The sequence below is a fragment of the Bartonella senegalensis OS02 genome (assembly GCF_000312545.1).
Lineage (GTDB): Bacteria > Pseudomonadota > Alphaproteobacteria > Rhizobiales > Rhizobiaceae > Bartonella > Bartonella senegalensis.
Genome location: NZ_HE997545.1, coordinates 1 through 17,403 on the forward strand (window position 1 = coordinate 1; position 17,403 = coordinate 17,403).

Sequence of the window (17,403 nt, forward strand, 5' to 3'; positions counted from 1 at the left end):
TTTTCAATCCATAAAGTTAAGCAATGTAAAAAGTTCATGAAAACCCTTTAAAATAATAGACATTAGAGGAATATTGTCTTTGATATTTTAATAACAATAGTTGCTGTTTTTATAAATAGGATGATCGTTAACTTGGTATTGTGCAAATGATAATGCCTCTGATGGGTGATATCGCAGGATAAGTTTAGCTAAAATTCATGATTTTAAGCTTAATGTTTTTCATAAAATTTGTTTTATAAGCTACTACCGCGCTTCAAGGGTACGTTACTTCATAAAACCATACATAATGGTTTGTCTTGATCAAAAAACTTACAAGAAAAAGCCAAAAGAGCAAACTGAATACACGAGCTGCCTGATCTTTGGCCTGTGATGTTGAAAAGAGGGGATACTGTTTATGAGGTTTATTTTCCTGACTTACAAGTAAGTTCTCTTTATTAGGTCTCTTACAAGTAATATTGCTAATCCTGTCTGGGAAGAATAGCCTATAAATATATACATGGGTTCATATACATGGGTTCAGGCTGTTTGAAAATAAAAAACAGGATTTTTTATTTCCCATTCTACTTTTTCCTACAGACAAAATATTCGCTAAAATCTTAGTTTTTATTGACTTTGCCTGTAGTGAATTCTCATGCACAGATTAGAATAAATATCAAATGCTCACCTCAAAAGCTATGAAAGGCAAGAGAGAATAAGGAGAGGATTCTGTGTGTTGATACTCTCCTTCTTACTTGTTCTATATTCAGAAATAACGCTTGAAAAAATTTTTAAATCCTTGAAGTAAAAACTCTAAAAACCAGGAGGGAAGGTTTAAAAATTTTAAAATAATATCTAAAAGTTTAAAAGTTTTTTCTAAAAATGTTTTTTTAGTTTCGTACTCGGGTTTTTGATTGGATGCTATAGGGGGCTGGTTCAATGGATTATTTTGTAGGAAGATATTGCAGCCTATAAGGGTGATCTCATTATTTATGCTGTAGGGATTATGAGCTGTGATCGGTTCATAGTTTCTATAGATCTCCGCTTTTTCATTGATGGTTGTCGTATGGTTTTTTTCAAATGTATCTGTATAAAATTTATTTTTATTCTCAGATGTATTGTGAATGAAAATACATGCAGCGCTTATCATTTTAAAGGACATGTTTATATTATTGATCTTGGTTGTGAGTTCTTTGAAATTTTCTAGAGATGGAATTTTTATAGAAAAGCTTTTTAGGATTGCCTTGATATTTTCTTGAAACTTTTTTATCATCTCAAGTGGTTTTGTTATTAAAGGTTCTAGAATTTCTTTTATGTTTAAAAAATCACAAGGACAAAGTTCATAGATGGCACGATAGGACCACCCTGAAAGAGAGGCAATCATTTCTGTTATTTGCTCGATGCCGTCCTTTCCCTCCATCGCTTTTAAGTCTTTAAGTTTCAGGTGACGTAAGTTGATTTCGGTCTGTATTTTCCCATCAATTTCAATAGGTATTAGTAATTGATAGTTGAAAAAGTCTGTTCTCTTCATGAATTCCCTTTATTTTTTTCTAAATGATATAAAAATAGCAGTTTAACTTCGATAGGTTGGCAATAAAATTTTACGATGATCATCGAGGCGAAATGTGTTTGAATGGTTAGGCAGTTTGCAGGGACACAATCTTCTTTATGCTGTGGCTAAGCTGGATCAGAATTTATGACTCAATGTCTTTGTGTTGATTAGGCTTTCATATGAGGAGCTCTCGTATTATATGTTGTTGTGTTGGTACTGTCATATTTGCGTTGATATTTTTAAAAGGGAAGTTTGCGGATACCGTTTTTTTGTTTTGAGTACTATAGACGCATTTTGAAGCTTTTATAAAAGATTGGTATTGTTATAAAATATAGGCAATCTAGTTTAGAAGCATCTTTTTTTGTGATATCGATAAAAAAACTTGATGAATTCTTATGATAATATATAACTACAACCGAATATGGCGTTTTCAGAGTGATCGATATTCTTCTGAGGGATTGGGGGAGTAGTACTTTTATTTCCTTTATTTAGTTTTGAAATTAGATTTTTTCAGCGCTTGCAAGTAATCCAGGGAGTATAGCGTAAAGCCCTAAAATGTTCATTCATTAATTATATATTATAAGTATAGATTATATATTATAATATATCAGATGAATTTTCTTAAAAATTAAAAGTAAAAAATTTTCTATTTATTTTATAAATAAAAATAAATTATATTATGAATAATAAAATAATTTATCCCAATAAAACATTCATTTTTTAAATATAAAGTGTAATTTTCTTCATGCAACATAAATATACATTACCCTTCATTATACTTATTGTGTGTTTATCGACAGGAGGGCTGATTTCTACAGACATTTTTCTGCCAGCACTTGGAGAGATGCGCCAATACTATCAAGTTACAGAATCTCAGATTCAGAATGCGGTGGCAATTTTTCTGTTTGCATTAGCACTTGGACAACTTATTTATGGACCACTGAGTGATAATTTTGGGCGTAAAAAAACATTGCTTTTTGGCTTGTTTTTGTGGTTGTTTACAACACTTGGTGTAATTTATACAGCTCATATTCAAGCTTTTCTTATGTTGCGTTTTTTACAAGGTCTTGGAGCTTGTGCAGGGATTGTTTTAAGTCGTGCTATTATCAATGATTTGTTAGATAAAAAAGCAGCAGGAAAGCTTTATTTGATTGTTTTTCCTTTTATTGGAATGTCACCGGCGCTTGCGCCTTTAGTGGGGGGAATGCTGTTACAAGCTTTTCATTGGCATGCTACTTTTATTTTTTTAAGTCTTTTTATATCTTTGACTATTTTACTCTGTTGTTTTTTCTTAAAAGAAACATTGCCTTTTCAAAAGCGTCAGAGTTTTTCTCCTGTGGGATTTATGAAGGGGTGTTTGGGAGTTCTCAGAAATCAACAATTTATTTTTTATGCTCTTATTCCCTGTTTTTCTTATGCAGCTTATTTTGCTTATATTGTCGAATCCCCTTTTTTACTTACAACCTTAGGTTTGCCAGCGATCTATATTGGCTATAGTTACATTGGTGTTTCATTACCCTATATTTTGGGAAACCTGATGGCACGATGGCTTTTTAAACGGGAGCCTATGGAAAAAACTGTCTGGCGCGGATATATTATTTTTGTGATAGGAGGGGGGCTCTTTGCTTTGCAAATGTATGTAAGTCCATGGCCACTTGTGACGAGTTTTATGGCTATCGCTGTTCTTACTTTTGGGAATGGTTTTTTATTGCCGTTAGGGACAGCCTTGGCTATTTCTTCACATCCGCAAGCTGCTGGAGCAGCCTCCGGTATGATGGGAGCTTTACAGTTAGGCAGTGCTGCGTTAAGTGCTGCGGTTATTGGAAAAATCTCTGGGCACAATCCACAGACTATGGCAGCTTTATTGGCTGGCTGCTGTTTGCTAGGATTTATAATTTATATTCGCAAAGCATATGATTTTATGCGTTTGGAAATGGATTGAGGAAGAAAATAGAAAGAGAGTATCATGCGTCAATGTTTTGGCGCTCTTTTGCATGAATGGGACGTGTCGGATAGATTGGAGTAAATTTTGAATTACATGATGTTTCATCAAGCATGCTTCAAGTTTATCATAGACTGGTGTAAATTTGATACAATCGGTTCTTCATAGGGTATTTATTTCAAGGAATTATTAGGGGGTGGGGAGTTTATGCATGATAAAGTTCCGATGTTTTTGCGTTTTAAGGATATCTTCTATAAGGATTTTTTTGCTATAATTGACATTTTCAAAAAAGGGGGCGGGGAATAGATAAATAAATGAGTCTTCATATTATTATTCTTTCTCCTGTGATGCCAATTTGGGATCGCGGTGCTTTTTGTTCTTCGTTTACAGAGCTCTGTTTGGCAAGAGGTTTCCAGATTACTCTCCTAGATACATTGTCTCTTTTTCCCAGTCATTCTGCTTTTTGTCATAACTCTACTGGGGAAATTTTGCCTTTTATTACAGAGAAACTTAAAAAGTCTTTTAAAGAACCCTCAGTGCTTGTGGGATTTTCTATGGCTGGAATGTTAGTGCAAATATTGGCGGCGCGACTTCCAAATGTTCGAGCCGTACTTGCTGTGAATGCACCAGGCTATCCAGATAAGCCTTTACAAAGACAAATTGGATATATTCTAACTTTTTTGAAAGAAGGTGATTTGTCAGGAGCTCTAGAAAGACTCAATAGTGTTATATGTTCTCGTGGAGGCAGGAAAAAAAGAGTTTTATGGCAGATCTCTGATGAGCAAAGAAGCATGGCAATTGAACGTATGATACGAGGATTTACACTCTTATTAGGGATGGATGCTCGAGGTGAGATTATCAAATATACTGGAAAGTTTTTAGCTTTAATCGGTGAAAGGTCACAACTTGCAACTATAGCTAATCAAACGAGAAGTCAATGTCTGAATCATGAATATAAGATCATCTCTGATGCAGGTACGCGTTTGTGGGATGAAAATCCTGCCATGACCAATGCAATCGTTAATCAATGGATTGATACATTATGAAAAAGAAAGTTCTTGTATTACCTGGCGATGGGGTAGGGTCAGAGCTCTGTGATGCGGCGTTGAGGATCTTAGAGCAATTCAAATTGCCGGTTGAATGCACTCATAGTGATATTGGTTGGGAATGTTGGAAGCAAGAAGCGAATTCTGTTCCTCAAGAAACGTGGTAAAAAATCACTGAGAGTGACGCTATTTTACTTGGCGCTGTAACTCGTCAAGAAAAAGAAGTTGCGTTAAAAGAACTTGCACCGCATTTAAGAGAAAAAGAACTTACCTATATTTCTCCTCTTATTCAGCTTCGCCAAAAGTTGGGTTTGTTTCTGAATATACGCCCTGTAAGATATATTTTTGGTCCGAGAAAGCCTTTTCATTTTTGTATTATTACAGAAAATAGTGAAGGTTTTTATGCTGGACTAGATTTTCGTGATGTATCTCTTGCAGTGGCGACATGCTTCAAACATCCTAATTTAGAAAAATATGACCTTGAAGAGGCAGTATGGACCGTGTGTTTACAGACGCGCTTTGGTTTAGAGCAGTTGTTTGAATATGCTTTTTCTTATGCGCATGCGCATAGTTTTAGGCGGATTATTTTTGCCGATAAGCCAAATACTATGCAAGAAAGTGGTCAATTTGCTCAAGAAATTTTTGAGATAGTTGCTCAAAATTATCCAGATGGATTGCAATGAAGCCAGAGCATTTTGGTGTGATTGTTGCTGAAAGCATGTTTGGTGATATTCTTTCTGAATTTGGTGCTGGAGTGATGGGGGGATTGGGTTTTGCACCTAGTGTGCATGTGGGGAGAAAAGTTGCCTGTTTTTCGCCTGTTCATGGAAGTTTATCGCACATTCTGGACAAAATAAAGCAAATCCTTCTGACATGCTTTATACTACGGCTTTACTGCTAGACCATTTAGGCTTTCAAGATGCAGCACGGCAACTGTCTGAGAGTGTTGATCAGGTTATTCGTGCTGGAAAAGCTGTTACTTATGATTTGGGAGGTTCAGCCTCTACACCCCAGATGACTGAAGCTGTTCTTAATTCTCTCGCAAATTCTGTTTCTGTTTGTCGAGCAGCGGTTGGTGATGAACTTCTTTCAGGGCAATATTTGAATACGAATTTGCAGGATTTGAGTCAAAGCTTGAACAAGAGAAATATTCAAGTCACACGCCATTTTGTTTACGCTGATCAATTACAGCAAATAAGTGAAACTGTGATTGCTTGTCTTGGACAAGAGGATCTCATCATTATCAGTGGAGGATTAGGGCCAACATCTGACGATAAAACGCGTGATGCGATTGCAAAAGCTGTACAGCAACCTTTGGTTCATCATGAAGATGTTTGGCAAACCATAAAAGGTCAATTGGGGCGGTTAGGGATCGCACTGGATAGTAATAACACCCGTCAAGCGTTATTTCCTGAAACAGCAAAAGTGCTTGATAATCCTACTGGTACAGCATCTGGCTTTTACCTCTCCTGTGATGGAAGCGCTCTTGTGGTTTTGCCTGGTCCCCCTACGCAAGCTCTTGCGCTTTTAGAAAACTATTTAGAACATGGTGAGAAGAAATATTCTTCTGTGTCGTGTGTTCGCTATGCGTGGACTTTGATTGGAATTGATGAAAGTACCATTGCGCATTCGGTGGATTGTCATTTGGAAATTGGGTGGATTGCCATCTTAAAAATGAGCCATTTGAACGGCATTTTTTATGGAAAAGCCCTTATGTTCTTGTACAACTGGTTGGGCCAGTCGGCAGCGCCTTTGGATCAGCATTTAATCGAAAAATTTGAAGATCATTTTCGTCCCTATTTAGTTGGTGCAGAAATTACCACTGCTCGTCAACGATTAGCAATGCATGCAGAAGTTCATTGGTTAGCCAGTGATCCGCTACTTTTGAAATATTTTCAGCCAACAGAGAAAAGTGTGAAAAATACTCCGCAGCTTGAGGTTGAGGTTAGTTTATCACCTTCTTTGGAGATATTAGAAAACCAGAAAGAAAGCCTTGGGCATGCTACAATGACTGTACGGATGAAAGGCTATGGTGATGATTGTGTTACTTTTCCCTATACACGACCGCTTTTAAGTGTCGTTTTACAGGAATATGCCGCTTGGTTGGTTTTCAAAAGATATGTAAAAATGAAGGAGGGGTAATGATCCTCTGTTGAGGCTTAAGCAATCTTTCTCAAACTATTATTTGTCATTAGATAGTGCTGTTGTGATGCTTTAGAGTATTGATGTGTCGATTTTATTGAATGTTACAAACTGCTCTTGTCTTGAGACACTTCATGAGAGGTGTTTTTTACTCTTTTCTAAAAAGAACTCTACATTTTTATCCCTCTTATGAGGTATAAACGAGTGTTTTTTCTGGTTAACTGTAAGAAAATCTTACTTTTAGGATCCTCATACAAGTTACAAAACTATGAATTGTTTTTATAAATCAATATGTTATCATAATGTAAGATAACAATGAAATGCTCTTAAAAATAGTTCAATCTGTATTGGTGTGTTTACTGAATTTATTGTGCTCACTGTTTCTCATGGTTCAAATTGTTTTTAGCAGATGATAAAATGTTTTCATTGAAATGATTTGACAAAAAATGCAAATAAACAAAGAAATTCGCTATTATCATTTCATAGTCCTTCAGAATATTCCTGAGGGTGTATGCTCATATTATCTCCTGTTTACAAAAATTTTGTACAATTTTAGTTAAAAAATATATTGCATATGCAAATTGAGAAAATGTTCGCATTATAGTGATGAAATCATAATAACCTAGGAAGGCTTGTTATTGAGAAAAAATTCTCAGTATGTTTTGATTTAAAAATGCAGGATATGCCTTTAACAGCTATGAGTGAGAAACGCTTTACAAAAGAATAAGTGAGTATCTTGCTTCTCTATTTTTTGTACAGAGAAAATTTTCAAATTTTGTTAAAAATACACCAATGAAGAATTTTATTGCAGATATGCATTGTTCATTGGCTTGTTAAGAAATCTCCATAAAATTTTCATAGAAAATCTCTTCGAGTATTTTTAGCTTTTGCAGGATGATGAGGTAATATGCTTTGTAGCCTCTGTGGTGTGCTCTTTCGATATATTTGATTCAGATTGAAAAGAGAAAGGCTGTTTTGCCTACAAGATATGAACAAATATTTGAGAAGCGGTTTTCCGCACATTTTATTTATTTTTTGATGGGTAATCTTTTTGGCATTTTTGGGAAAAATATCTTATGCGGTGCGGCTTAGGTGCTCAAGATTCAGGGCGTTGGCTGTATGAAGCATTTTGAGAAATGTATATTGATTATTGGTAAAAGTTTGATGTTTTATCAATCATATGACTTTCACCATAAAGTTGACAATTTTTGTCTGTGAGTTGTGTGGTGTATTGTAAAAATTTTTAAAAATTGTGCCAAGAGTGTCTTCCTACGTGGTCTGTTGTGATGTCAATGGTACCTGTAAATGAGACAGAAAGGAAGGTTTTTTATGTATCGGATTGATTACAACAGTTATCGTTCTGTAAAGAGCTTTAATCGTCGTGTTCGTTTTCTTGTGATGCATTATACGTCACTCGATTTCAAAGCATCACTCATAGCTCTTACAGGAGATAAGGTTAGTGCGCATTATCTTGTTCCTGATCCATCAGAACGGACCTATATTGAGGCAGGATTTAAGGATATGCGTATCTTTAATTTGGTTGATGAAAACGAGCGTGCGTGGCATGCGGGTATCAGTTCATGGGCTGGGCGTAGTAATTTAAATGATACATCTCTTGGAATTGAAATAGTCAATTTAGCAACGGGACATGCTGATTTTTCAGAAGAGAGCTATGCTGAAGCAGCTTTAAAGGAGGCGCGGGTTTTAAATCCACTTCACGAAGGTGGGAGTGTGTTGCAAGCTGATGTTGGTTCATTAGATGAGAACAGTAACGTGAGGGGGATCACTGTTCTACCTGAGGCAGTTAATTTGCTACCTTATAATAACGAGGAATTTACATTTCCTCCTTATAATCCAACGCAAATTGATGCAGTTAAAGAGCTTGCATTGAATATTCTTCAACGATATCCCGATATTACACCAACCGATGTTGTGGGGCACAGTGACATTGCCATTGGAAGAAAGAGTGATCCAGGTGCTGCTTTTCCGTGGAAAGAACTCTATGCAGCAGGCATAGGGGCTTGGTATGATGATGAAGTAAAGGCTCATTATCAGGAGCAGTTTTGTAAGAGTTTCCCGCCCAAAACAGATGTTTTGGCTAAATTGAAATGTTATGGTTATGATATCTCAGCTGCATGTAGCGAAATTGGGTATAAGAATTTAATTCGAGCATTTCAGCTTCATTTTCGTCAAGAAAATTATGATGGGATTTTAGACGTTGAAACAGCAGCTGTTCTCTATGCATTGGTAGATAAGTATTTCCCATCGAACACTTTCAATGTAACGTAATTTAAATATATATCATACAATATAAGCGTTGTCTTTTTTGAAGAATTTTCTTTTATCTCTTTTTGTGTGTGTTCTGTGTGAGAGAAAAGAGGATTGCTTATGCTATGAGAATAAAATTACAGACACCGGAGTAAGTGAGAAAAGAAGAAAATGAGATGGTTTTTAGAAGGAGATTTTAAAATCCCGTTTCTGTTCCTGTATATTGGCTTCCCTCATTAAAAAAATACCTAAAGTTGAAGGTCTTGTACATAAGACAAAAGAAAAGAATGCCTGAAGGTTGCATAGAAAAATCCCTCTCCATAATATTGGAGAGGAAAATTATCTGCTATCAGCGCTACACAAGCAGAATTCAATAATACTCTAGGCGTGGTTCTGGAAAAAGAAACATGTTATGAATGGTTTCATAGTTACGATATCTGGTATAAAAGTTGAGAGAAAGCCCAACGATGGTTGAAATAAAAAATAGGACACGAGGGACTCCTAAGAAACGGGGGATAAGGTTGAACTATATACATTCCTTCTGCGTTTGTTGAATATTTTTGATCAACGGAAGTTGCTTATGTTTGCAAAAAACTCCGTTATTTATTGAGCATCGTCATTTTTGTTGAAGATTATTTCTATGATTTATTCTCTTTCATTTTAGACGATATACCCAATTTGCTTCTAACGATTTTCGAAGATATTTGCGCAATTTTGAGAATAAATTATTTGATGATCAAAATCTTCATTTTTGAGATCATCTGTGTAAAGCTCATAAATATGCTTCTTAACACTCATTTGGTTCATTCCCTTGGAATATTTTTGTAAAGTAAGTCGCTTTTTTTTATCAGAGATAATTGTAGATAAAAGATCATTGAGACTTTTTAATATCCTATAGAGGTATTAAAAAAAACCGACAACATCAGTTGTCGGTTTTTATAAATCAAATCCAAAAAGATTAGAATGAACGTTGGAAACGAATCATACCTTGAAAAGCACTTTTTCCGTTGAGTGCATGGCTATAGGTTGTATCATTTGCATTCTTAAAAGTACGATCATCGTTCCAGGAAACGTAAGTAAGTTCAGGTGTAATGACAAAGCCTGGAACCAGCGTGTACGCAACATTTACAGAAGTTGCAAAGGTTTTTACAGCACTGTAAGAGACTTGAGCATTCAAATTTGCTTGTGGAGTAAGCTTGTAAGTTGCACCAGCCCATGCGGCCCATTTGCCACCCCAGTTTGCATAGATCGTTGAGCTTTGTCGTGATAAAGCATTATTTTCATCTTTTGTGTAATAATCAGTGTTGTTTTTATAACCACCCATGACCCATAGGTTTAGACGATCATTAACATTTAAATCTAAACGTACTTTACCAGCCCATTTTTTGTAGTACGCATCATATGCAGCAACTGTTGAAAAACCACCCCATTTTTGCATAAATTTTATACCAAAAACTAGATTTGGAGTGTAATTTTTTATTCTCTTACTTGGAAAGATTTCTTTAGGAACGACAGAAATTTTATCCTCTTTATCGAGGTAATAGTATGATTCATCCCTATCAAGAGTATGGACTGAAGCATTGCCTAATTCAGCACCAATAATAGCGGAGAATCCAGTATCGCCACTAAAGGTGTAAGAAATGAAATTGGTGCTTGTATTTCCTGCTGGTGCCACGCTATCGTCATTTATAACGTTGCCGTATCCGCCTGTCCAACTGTTGAAGATTGTATCGTCAAGACCTATACGAAAACCACCAAGTTCAATGTATGCAGCTGAAAGTTTTGCACCATCTTTGTTTTTACCATTGCTCCAGCTTGAGGAGATCCGTGCATAAGAGCGCAATGTTCCCAATTCTGTTTCAGAAGCAGCTTGAAAAACAAGGGTCAGCCTTGAAGATGCACTATAGGTTTTATTTTTAGTATTTAAATCGGCATTGGTATTTGCATCGATGTTATCACCACCTATAAAATCAGCACGCACATTTCCTGATACACGCATGCAGGTTTCTGTTCCAGGAATATAGAAATACCCTTTGCCATATGCATCGCAAACCCGAACAAATTCTACAGGCTCTGGTTCTGCAATAACTGTTGAAGCTGCTTGTGCCTCAGAAATTGCTACAAAAGCTACTGTAGAGCTCAAAAGGATGGACTTAACATTCATAATGGATCTCCAGTAAAGATAATTCAACCCCTTTTAGGGAATATTATTTGCTCAACTCATTAAATACAGAAAAGACATAGTAAAACATTTTGATAACTATGATTCTAGCTATACTGTTCTTTTTTCGATATACAAATATGAAATTATCTTTTTGCAGGGTATCCATACTACTATTCAAGCAAATGTGGTAAAAAAGTCACATGTGCATTTTTGATCTGATGCGATCAATAAAACAGAAAAAGCTTAGATATTTTTGAAAAAAATTGAAAATGTCTTGAACTTTGTGTTGATACCGTTTATGCACCTTCCTTGGAGAGGTGGCCGAGTGGTCGAAGGCGCTCCCCTGCTAAGGGAGTAGGGCTCAAAAGGCTCTCGAGAGTTCGAATCTCTTCCTCTCCGCCATTTACAATAAAACCAATAGGTTATGTAAAGATAAGGGAATTTTTATTCCTTGTATTTCTGCTTTCTTTTTTCTCTACTCCGTGCCCTGTTACAGCTTTTTAATTGCATTTTATTTTAGGTCTTTTCTAACTGTTGTTTTGAGTAATGCCCATATTATCTTCAGTCCAGACAAAAAACGTTTTTATTTATGAAATTATGGTTCTTGCATTAATAGGATGTGTTTTTGCTCATTTCTCAATTTATATGCTGAATATGTTGCTTTTTTCATTTTTTGGCAGAAAATGCTTTACAAAACAGATTGTCAAAATTTCTTTTGGTCATTTTAAAGCTGCTTTTAAGCACAGAGGAGCGTTTTTTTCCGATAGACAAGATTTTCAGTGTCTCGTTCAGGTAAAATGAAAAGGAAGATGTAAGTTTAGAATTTATTTTTTTCTATTTTTCAAAAAAGAATGTGATCTTTCACGTTTTTCTACTCGTCCAAATAATTTTGTTCCAACGAGGTCAAATAAAAACTAATAAAATCAAAAATTTATGTTGAATATAAGGGAATAAATGAATACTGATTCCATTATGTTTTTTTCCTATATCCCGAACTTTTTTGGAGCTTTTTTTATCGCTTCTAGTGCTAATCTTTTTATGATCTGCACTCTTTGTATCATTTTTTTGTGATGTTCTATCCCATTCTGTTCAAAAAGCTATACCAATGAGACCCTTTAATCAGTTTGTCTGGCTTAGATTTAAGAAATTTCTCTGTTTTGGAATGCAGAAAGCACGATGTTGTCGTCGTTAAACTCTTTTTTGTTCTATAATTTTTGTGCTTCTCTTCCTCAGATTCATCACTCATATGCATACAATGTTATTGTTCTGTCAGTGATTTGTTTTATGAGATGAGGCAGGGTGGTTAAGTGGCGTAATTTACATGGGGGAATCTAAAACATGGGGGGATCCAAAATCGTAATTGTCGTTGAATGAATGCACACTGTATTTAGATGTGTTTTTTTAGGCATTTCGATTCTCAGTTGAGGTGAGAGAGAGATTTTACCCTGGGCTTGATTATTATTCATTCATCATTTTACAATATCAATGAGAGCTCTGAATATCGTAAGATTTTCTCATTTCACATCAGCTTATATTAAATCAATCCAAATTATTCGTTTGCACGTCATAAGTGAGGGTAAGTGTGTGGATAAAAACACTTCAAGAGAGGGGTAAAAAATCTCTCTTATGAACCGTTTTACTGTGGGGAACAGCGCAACATTTTGAGCTGGCAAATAGAATGATGGTGTCAGCTTTCACCTTCATAAGTATAAAGAAGTTGGTGAACAACGGATTTTAGGTTATGCTGTTGTTCATGGACGATTTCGGGAAATGGGCTTAAGGGTCTTGAGAGATGTTTTTGTAAAACGTACGCGTATTCATACCACAATCACGTTCTGTTCTTTGTGAAGGGTGTGAGCCTATTAGAAACAACAAGTGTCTTATTTGTGTATTTAATCTATTTCTTCTTGTGGTGTATGAATCATATTTTGCAATGTTGCTGTGCTGATGGTTCAAAGAAGTTGTGGTCATATTTCAAGGAGCATCATTTGGGGTGGTTATTGTATAGTTTTTTGCTCGTAGGGCTCTGTGAGAGTGTTTCATCCATTTCATGATGATCAAACCACATATGAAAAAAGTGATGGTTGGTAATATCAGGTAATAAGACGGTGAAATTTTTGTAGGCAGAAAAGAGATGATGCTTAACACTGCAATTGAAAATATTCTTCCGCTGAAAGATACAGCGCCAATAATGCCCGAAATATGCCCAGTTTGTTTTTGGTTGAGCTCTGAAAAAAATAAACTTTTTGCACCGATGGGTACGGTGCAAATAAATCCATGGATTAACGAAAATGCGATAATTGCTACAGCTGTTTGATTGCCATGAACTAAAAAATAAAGCGCTATGCACATCAGGGTAGAGAAGAATGAAAAATATTTTACAGAATTCTTGTATTTGTTATCTAATACATGATATTGAGACATCAGTAAATTTGAAAAATATTGTGCGGAAAAAGCTCCTATATGGCAGCACATGAGTACGAACATCTGCGTACTGTTGAGATGATCAATTTTGCTACTTGAGAGTATTATAGGTTGCTAGAAATGATAGATAATCTGAATACCGGCATTAAAAAGGCACATGAGGAAAATAAACCATGCTCCTCCCACGGTGTTTTGAAAAATCCACAGCGTTTCTTTGGCATTTTGAAGAATCGTTGTTGTTTTGTTTTTTTCAATCGCTGGTTTTGTTTCTTCAGGAACAAGAAGAAAGATCAAAAAAATGATGCTCATCATCAGGCATGAGAGGATATATCCTGTAAAATATTGTCCAGAGTAGTATATTGTTCCAATTCCTATGATGCCGCTGAGAATACTCCCGAAAGAATTTACTTGGTGCGTAAGATGGGCGTAATGCGAAAATTGATCGTGTTTGTTGCCCAGTGAGTGATAAATCCATCCGTCAATAGCACTTGCAATGAGGCAAATTCCTGCGGCATAAAGGATTTGTGCAATGATAAGGATTATCATATTGGGGGCTTGAAGACAGAGAAGATAAAACACGCCCGTCATAAAGACTCCAGCTATAACGGAATATTTACGTCGATATCTGTCTGAGAGGACAGCGCAGGGAAAGTCAAGCAGTAGGATGGTTCCGGAAAAGACAACTTGAAGCACAGCTAATTGCGCCAGACTAACCCCCATAGACATTAAAAAAAATCGCGTGGTAGACACCGATCAGCATCCGTACTGCATTATAGGATTCATAGGTGAAAGCAAGGGTACGTGGTCTGTTCATTGTAGTGTTCCACAGATCTTACAGTGATGATTTTTCTTTAGAGAACATTCTTCTGTGAAAAGTTGGTTGCTCCATATCCTCATACACCGATCGGTAGAAAGCAGATTGCCATAACTACCTAAAAACTTGAGAGCATCATTGGCACACATGGTAGCTGAAAGGGCATTAACAGGATGAAATGTCGCGACTTTAGAGTTATTATTAATAGCAGTGCAGGATTCATGGATTAAAGGATCATTTTTTTTGGGGAGATTTCCTAGAGATGTGCTGCATGCATAGTGAGCAGTTTGTTCAGCTATGTAAATAAAAGGGGCTCAAAATAGCTCTATCATTGATGTAGCCGGAATTTATAGAAACTTATTGACTTTTTACACGCCATTCATTTATCCATGGCCCTAGCTTATCAGGTGAATCAGCAGAAATAATCCATAAATCTGCTTTAGGTAATTTGTTGATATCTTCTTTTTCAGTAATTAACATTTGTAATTCATGAACTTCACTTTGGCTGTTTCTCCGTATCAGCTCACGTTGAAGAACAGTTGTTTTCGGAAGCCCTATATCTTCTTCAGTAAAAAGAATTTGTCTGGTAAGGTTGGTCATCTTGATCATATCATTGTCAACAAGAATTAATTTTCCGACGCTGGAGGATGCTAGTATTGCTGATACATGATTACCAATCCCGCCACATCCTAAAATGACGACTACTTTTTGTGAAAGGGTATGCTGAACGGAGGCTGGATGCATGCCGTAACTTTGATAATGGAGATGACTTCTAGAATACCGATTATGGAAGATATTGTCTGATGTTTCATTCCAAACAAGAAAGTGGTTAGAAAAAAGCACGTCAAATGCAGGGTTAAAATTTTCTCTTAACATGATTGACAATAGCGAAGTGTAAGTTTTCTCTACTGTTTTTTCTTGATCCACTATGCTGCGAGAAGTACCAAATTTTCCCAGTACTTTTGATCATTGATAATAAACTGCTTTGAGACTGCACCAAAAATTGCATCCTTTTCATGGACAACAACACGTGTGTATTTTCCTAAAATATATTGCTGCTCCATTATTGCTCCCCTCATTTACTTATCAAACTAACTTTTCTCTGCAAGGTCATTCCAAGAAAAAGAATTTTTCTTATTATTAGTTAAATTTATTATTTAAATTTTGGATGATCCATGATTTCCTCCCCTTAATTTTTAGTTTATTCATCACTCATGTGATATAAAAAACTACATTAAAATGTAATTACTGTAAATGCACTTTATATGAAATAGGGTAAATATTTTTATGAGAATTAAATATTATTTTTTATCTAATAAAGCGTTATGATTTAATTTTTTTATAACAGTTCTTTAGTTTATTTTAATAAAAAATACATAATAAAAATATTCACGATATAAATTTGATATTTTTCTAAAATTAGAGATTTATTTGAATTTTATATTAAATAGTAATTTACTTTATTTAATTTATTCTTATTTTTCTATTTAATATAATTCTTTTTTGTAACAGAGCATAGATATATTTTGTTGCATTTAAAAAATAAGAAGTGAGTGCAAAAAAATTTTTGTTATGAAGTTTCAGTTCGCATAGTTGATGAATTTAGAGTGGTTCAGCGTAGCTTTTGCAAGGTAAAGTGACGATAGAAGTTCTTTTATTTCTTAAGATGCGAATCTATTAATTAACAGCAATTGATGGAAAGCTAAATTGTTTTTATAATGTTATTAAAATCGCATATATTTATAATCATATTCAAGAATTGCTTGTGTTAAACTTTAATGATTTTGCTGTGGTAAGAAGAGAGCTTCAAAGGTTTTGCTTTTTTGAAAGTGTAAATACTTTGGATGTTTAAAATAGCTAAAAAATATCTAGAAAAAAATTCGTGATTTAGAATAAATTATAGAAATAAGTTGGAAAATCTTATTCTCTTACGTTTCTTTACAAATCTCTCAGCTTTAAAAAATTTTATAAGATCAATAAGCTATTTTTGGCATAAAATCAAAAAATGGTGCCCAAAAGAGGCTAGCTAGGCTTTATCAACAAGATTCAAAGTATATAAATATGTGTAATAGCGTATTGATATGTATAGTTTTTTATGTTCCAATAAAAAAATTAAGAATTAAAGAAAAAATCTCAAATCAAAAATTTAAGGTGGTCTAAAAGGTGGACCAAAAAAGTTGGACGGGCAATGCGTGTAAAGGTGGACGAGAAGGTAAATTAAGTGAGGGCGATTCATAAGTTATCAGCAGCGTTCGTAAAGGCATCTCCTCAAGGGAAATATTGTGATGGGGCAGGGCTGTGGTTGAATGTTCGAAAAGACAATACACGCTCTTGGTTTTTTCGCTATACACACCACAATAAGCGCCGTGAAATGGGGCTTGGTCCTGTTGCAAGGCTTTCTTTAAAAGAAGCACGAGAACTTGTAAGATATTATAGTGATATTCTTAAAGAAGGCAATGATCCTATTGTCTTTCGAGAACAAACTGTCTTAAAACAGCAAAGCAATATGTTTAAAGAAATTGCGCAGGCAGCTTTTGAAAGTAAAAAAGCTGAGTTAAAAAATGAAGGTAAAAATGGACGTTGGTTTTCTCCACTGTAATTGCATGTTATCCCACACATAGGAAATTTGCCTATAGAACAATTAACAGCAAATATCATTCGCAATGTTCTCTCACCCCTTTGGCATGAAAAAGCAGATACGGCAAGAAAAGCACTTAATCGTATTAATATTTGCTTGAAATATGCTGCGGCTCTTGGTTTAGATGTTGATCTACAAGCCTGTATGAAAGCACGCGCCCTTTTAGGAAAGCCCCGTGCTACATCAACAAATATTCCTGCTATGCCATGGCAAGAAGTTCCAGCTTTTTATCAGAATTTAGATGATAAGATTCTTTCAAATTTAGCACTGAAGCTTCTGATTTTGACTGGAGTACGGTCACATCCATTGCGATATTTGCGTCTTGAACAAATAGATAAAAATATATGGACAATACCAAAAGAAAATATGAAAGGTATTGTAGGAAAAATTTCAGATTTTCGCGTGCCATTGAGTGATGAAGCTTTGAAAGTGATTGA

General features: G+C 35.2%; 7 protein-coding genes, 1 tRNA gene and 3 pseudogenes. 6 read left to right on the plus strand and 5 right to left on the minus strand.

All coding sequences use genetic code 11. The annotated features are described in order from the left end of the window. Window positions 1-742: 742 nt before the first annotated feature. Entirely contained in the window at window positions 743-1,507 is a 765-nt protein-coding gene (locus tag BN200_RS08995; RefSeq protein ID WP_019222032.1) for a phage tail assembly protein, read from the minus strand. A gap of 766 nt (window positions 1,508-2,273) precedes the next feature. On the opposite strand from BN200_RS08995, the gene BN200_RS07950 reads away from it, so the two are divergent. The 4 genes and pseudogenes from BN200_RS07950 to BN200_RS07965 all read left to right on the plus strand — a co-directional run bounded on the left by BN200_RS07950 (window position 2,274) and on the right by BN200_RS07965 (window position 8,947). After that, on the plus strand, window positions 2,274-3,470 hold the full coding sequence (locus BN200_RS07950; protein ID WP_019222033.1) for a multidrug effflux MFS transporter: 1,197 nt from the start codon (window positions 2,274-2,276) through the stop codon (window positions 3,468-3,470). Between the two features lie 314 nt (window positions 3,471-3,784). Beyond that, window positions 3,785-4,516, plus strand: a complete 732-nt coding sequence (locus BN200_RS07955; protein WP_019222035.1) for an alpha/beta fold hydrolase — start codon at window positions 3,785-3,787, stop codon at window positions 4,514-4,516. Continuing rightward, window positions 4,513-6,658 (plus strand): annotated as a pseudogene (locus BN200_RS10025) (isocitrate/isopropylmalate family dehydrogenase). Before BN200_RS07955 ends, BN200_RS10025 begins: the two are co-directional and overlap by 4 nt. Before the next feature lie 1,329 nt (window positions 6,659-7,987). Continuing rightward, window positions 7,988-8,947, plus strand: coding sequence for an N-acetylmuramoyl-L-alanine amidase (locus BN200_RS07965; RefSeq protein WP_019222037.1), 960 nt, complete (start codon window positions 7,988-7,990; stop codon window positions 8,945-8,947). Between the two features lie 937 nt (window positions 8,948-9,884). On the opposite strand, the gene BN200_RS07970 is transcribed toward BN200_RS07965, so the two are convergent. Beyond that, window positions 9,885-11,090, minus strand: a complete 1,206-nt coding sequence (locus tag BN200_RS07970; RefSeq protein WP_019222039.1) for a porin — start codon at window positions 11,088-11,090, stop codon at window positions 9,885-9,887. A 311-nt stretch (window positions 11,091-11,401) separates the two neighbouring features. On the opposite strand from BN200_RS07970, the gene BN200_RS07975 reads away from it, so the two are divergent. Continuing rightward, window positions 11,402-11,492: transfer RNA gene (locus BN200_RS07975), tRNA-Ser, on the plus strand. A gap of 1,572 nt (window positions 11,493-13,064) precedes the next feature. Here BN200_RS07975 and BN200_RS07985 read toward each other — a convergent pair. From BN200_RS07985 to BN200_RS09845, 3 genes and pseudogenes are all read right to left on the minus strand, one after another. Beyond that, window positions 13,065-14,328 (minus strand): annotated as a pseudogene (locus BN200_RS07985) (MFS transporter). Between the two features lie 357 nt (window positions 14,329-14,685). Next, the gene (locus BN200_RS09840; RefSeq protein ID WP_244426914.1) at window positions 14,686-15,255 is read right to left on the minus strand and encodes a HesA/MoeB/ThiF family protein; all 570 of its coding nucleotides are present in this window, start codon (window positions 15,253-15,255) and stop codon (window positions 14,686-14,688) included. After that, entirely contained in the window at window positions 15,255-15,392 is a 138-nt protein-coding gene (locus tag BN200_RS09845) for a hypothetical protein (RefSeq protein ID WP_244426916.1), read from the minus strand. The genes BN200_RS09840 and BN200_RS09845 overlap by 1 nt, the downstream gene beginning before the upstream one ends. A gap of 1,157 nt (window positions 15,393-16,549) precedes the next feature. On the opposite strand from BN200_RS09845, the pseudogene BN200_RS07995 reads away from it, so the two are divergent. Further along, window positions 16,550-17,403 (plus strand): annotated as a pseudogene (locus BN200_RS07995) (tyrosine-type recombinase/integrase); the annotation flags it as partial.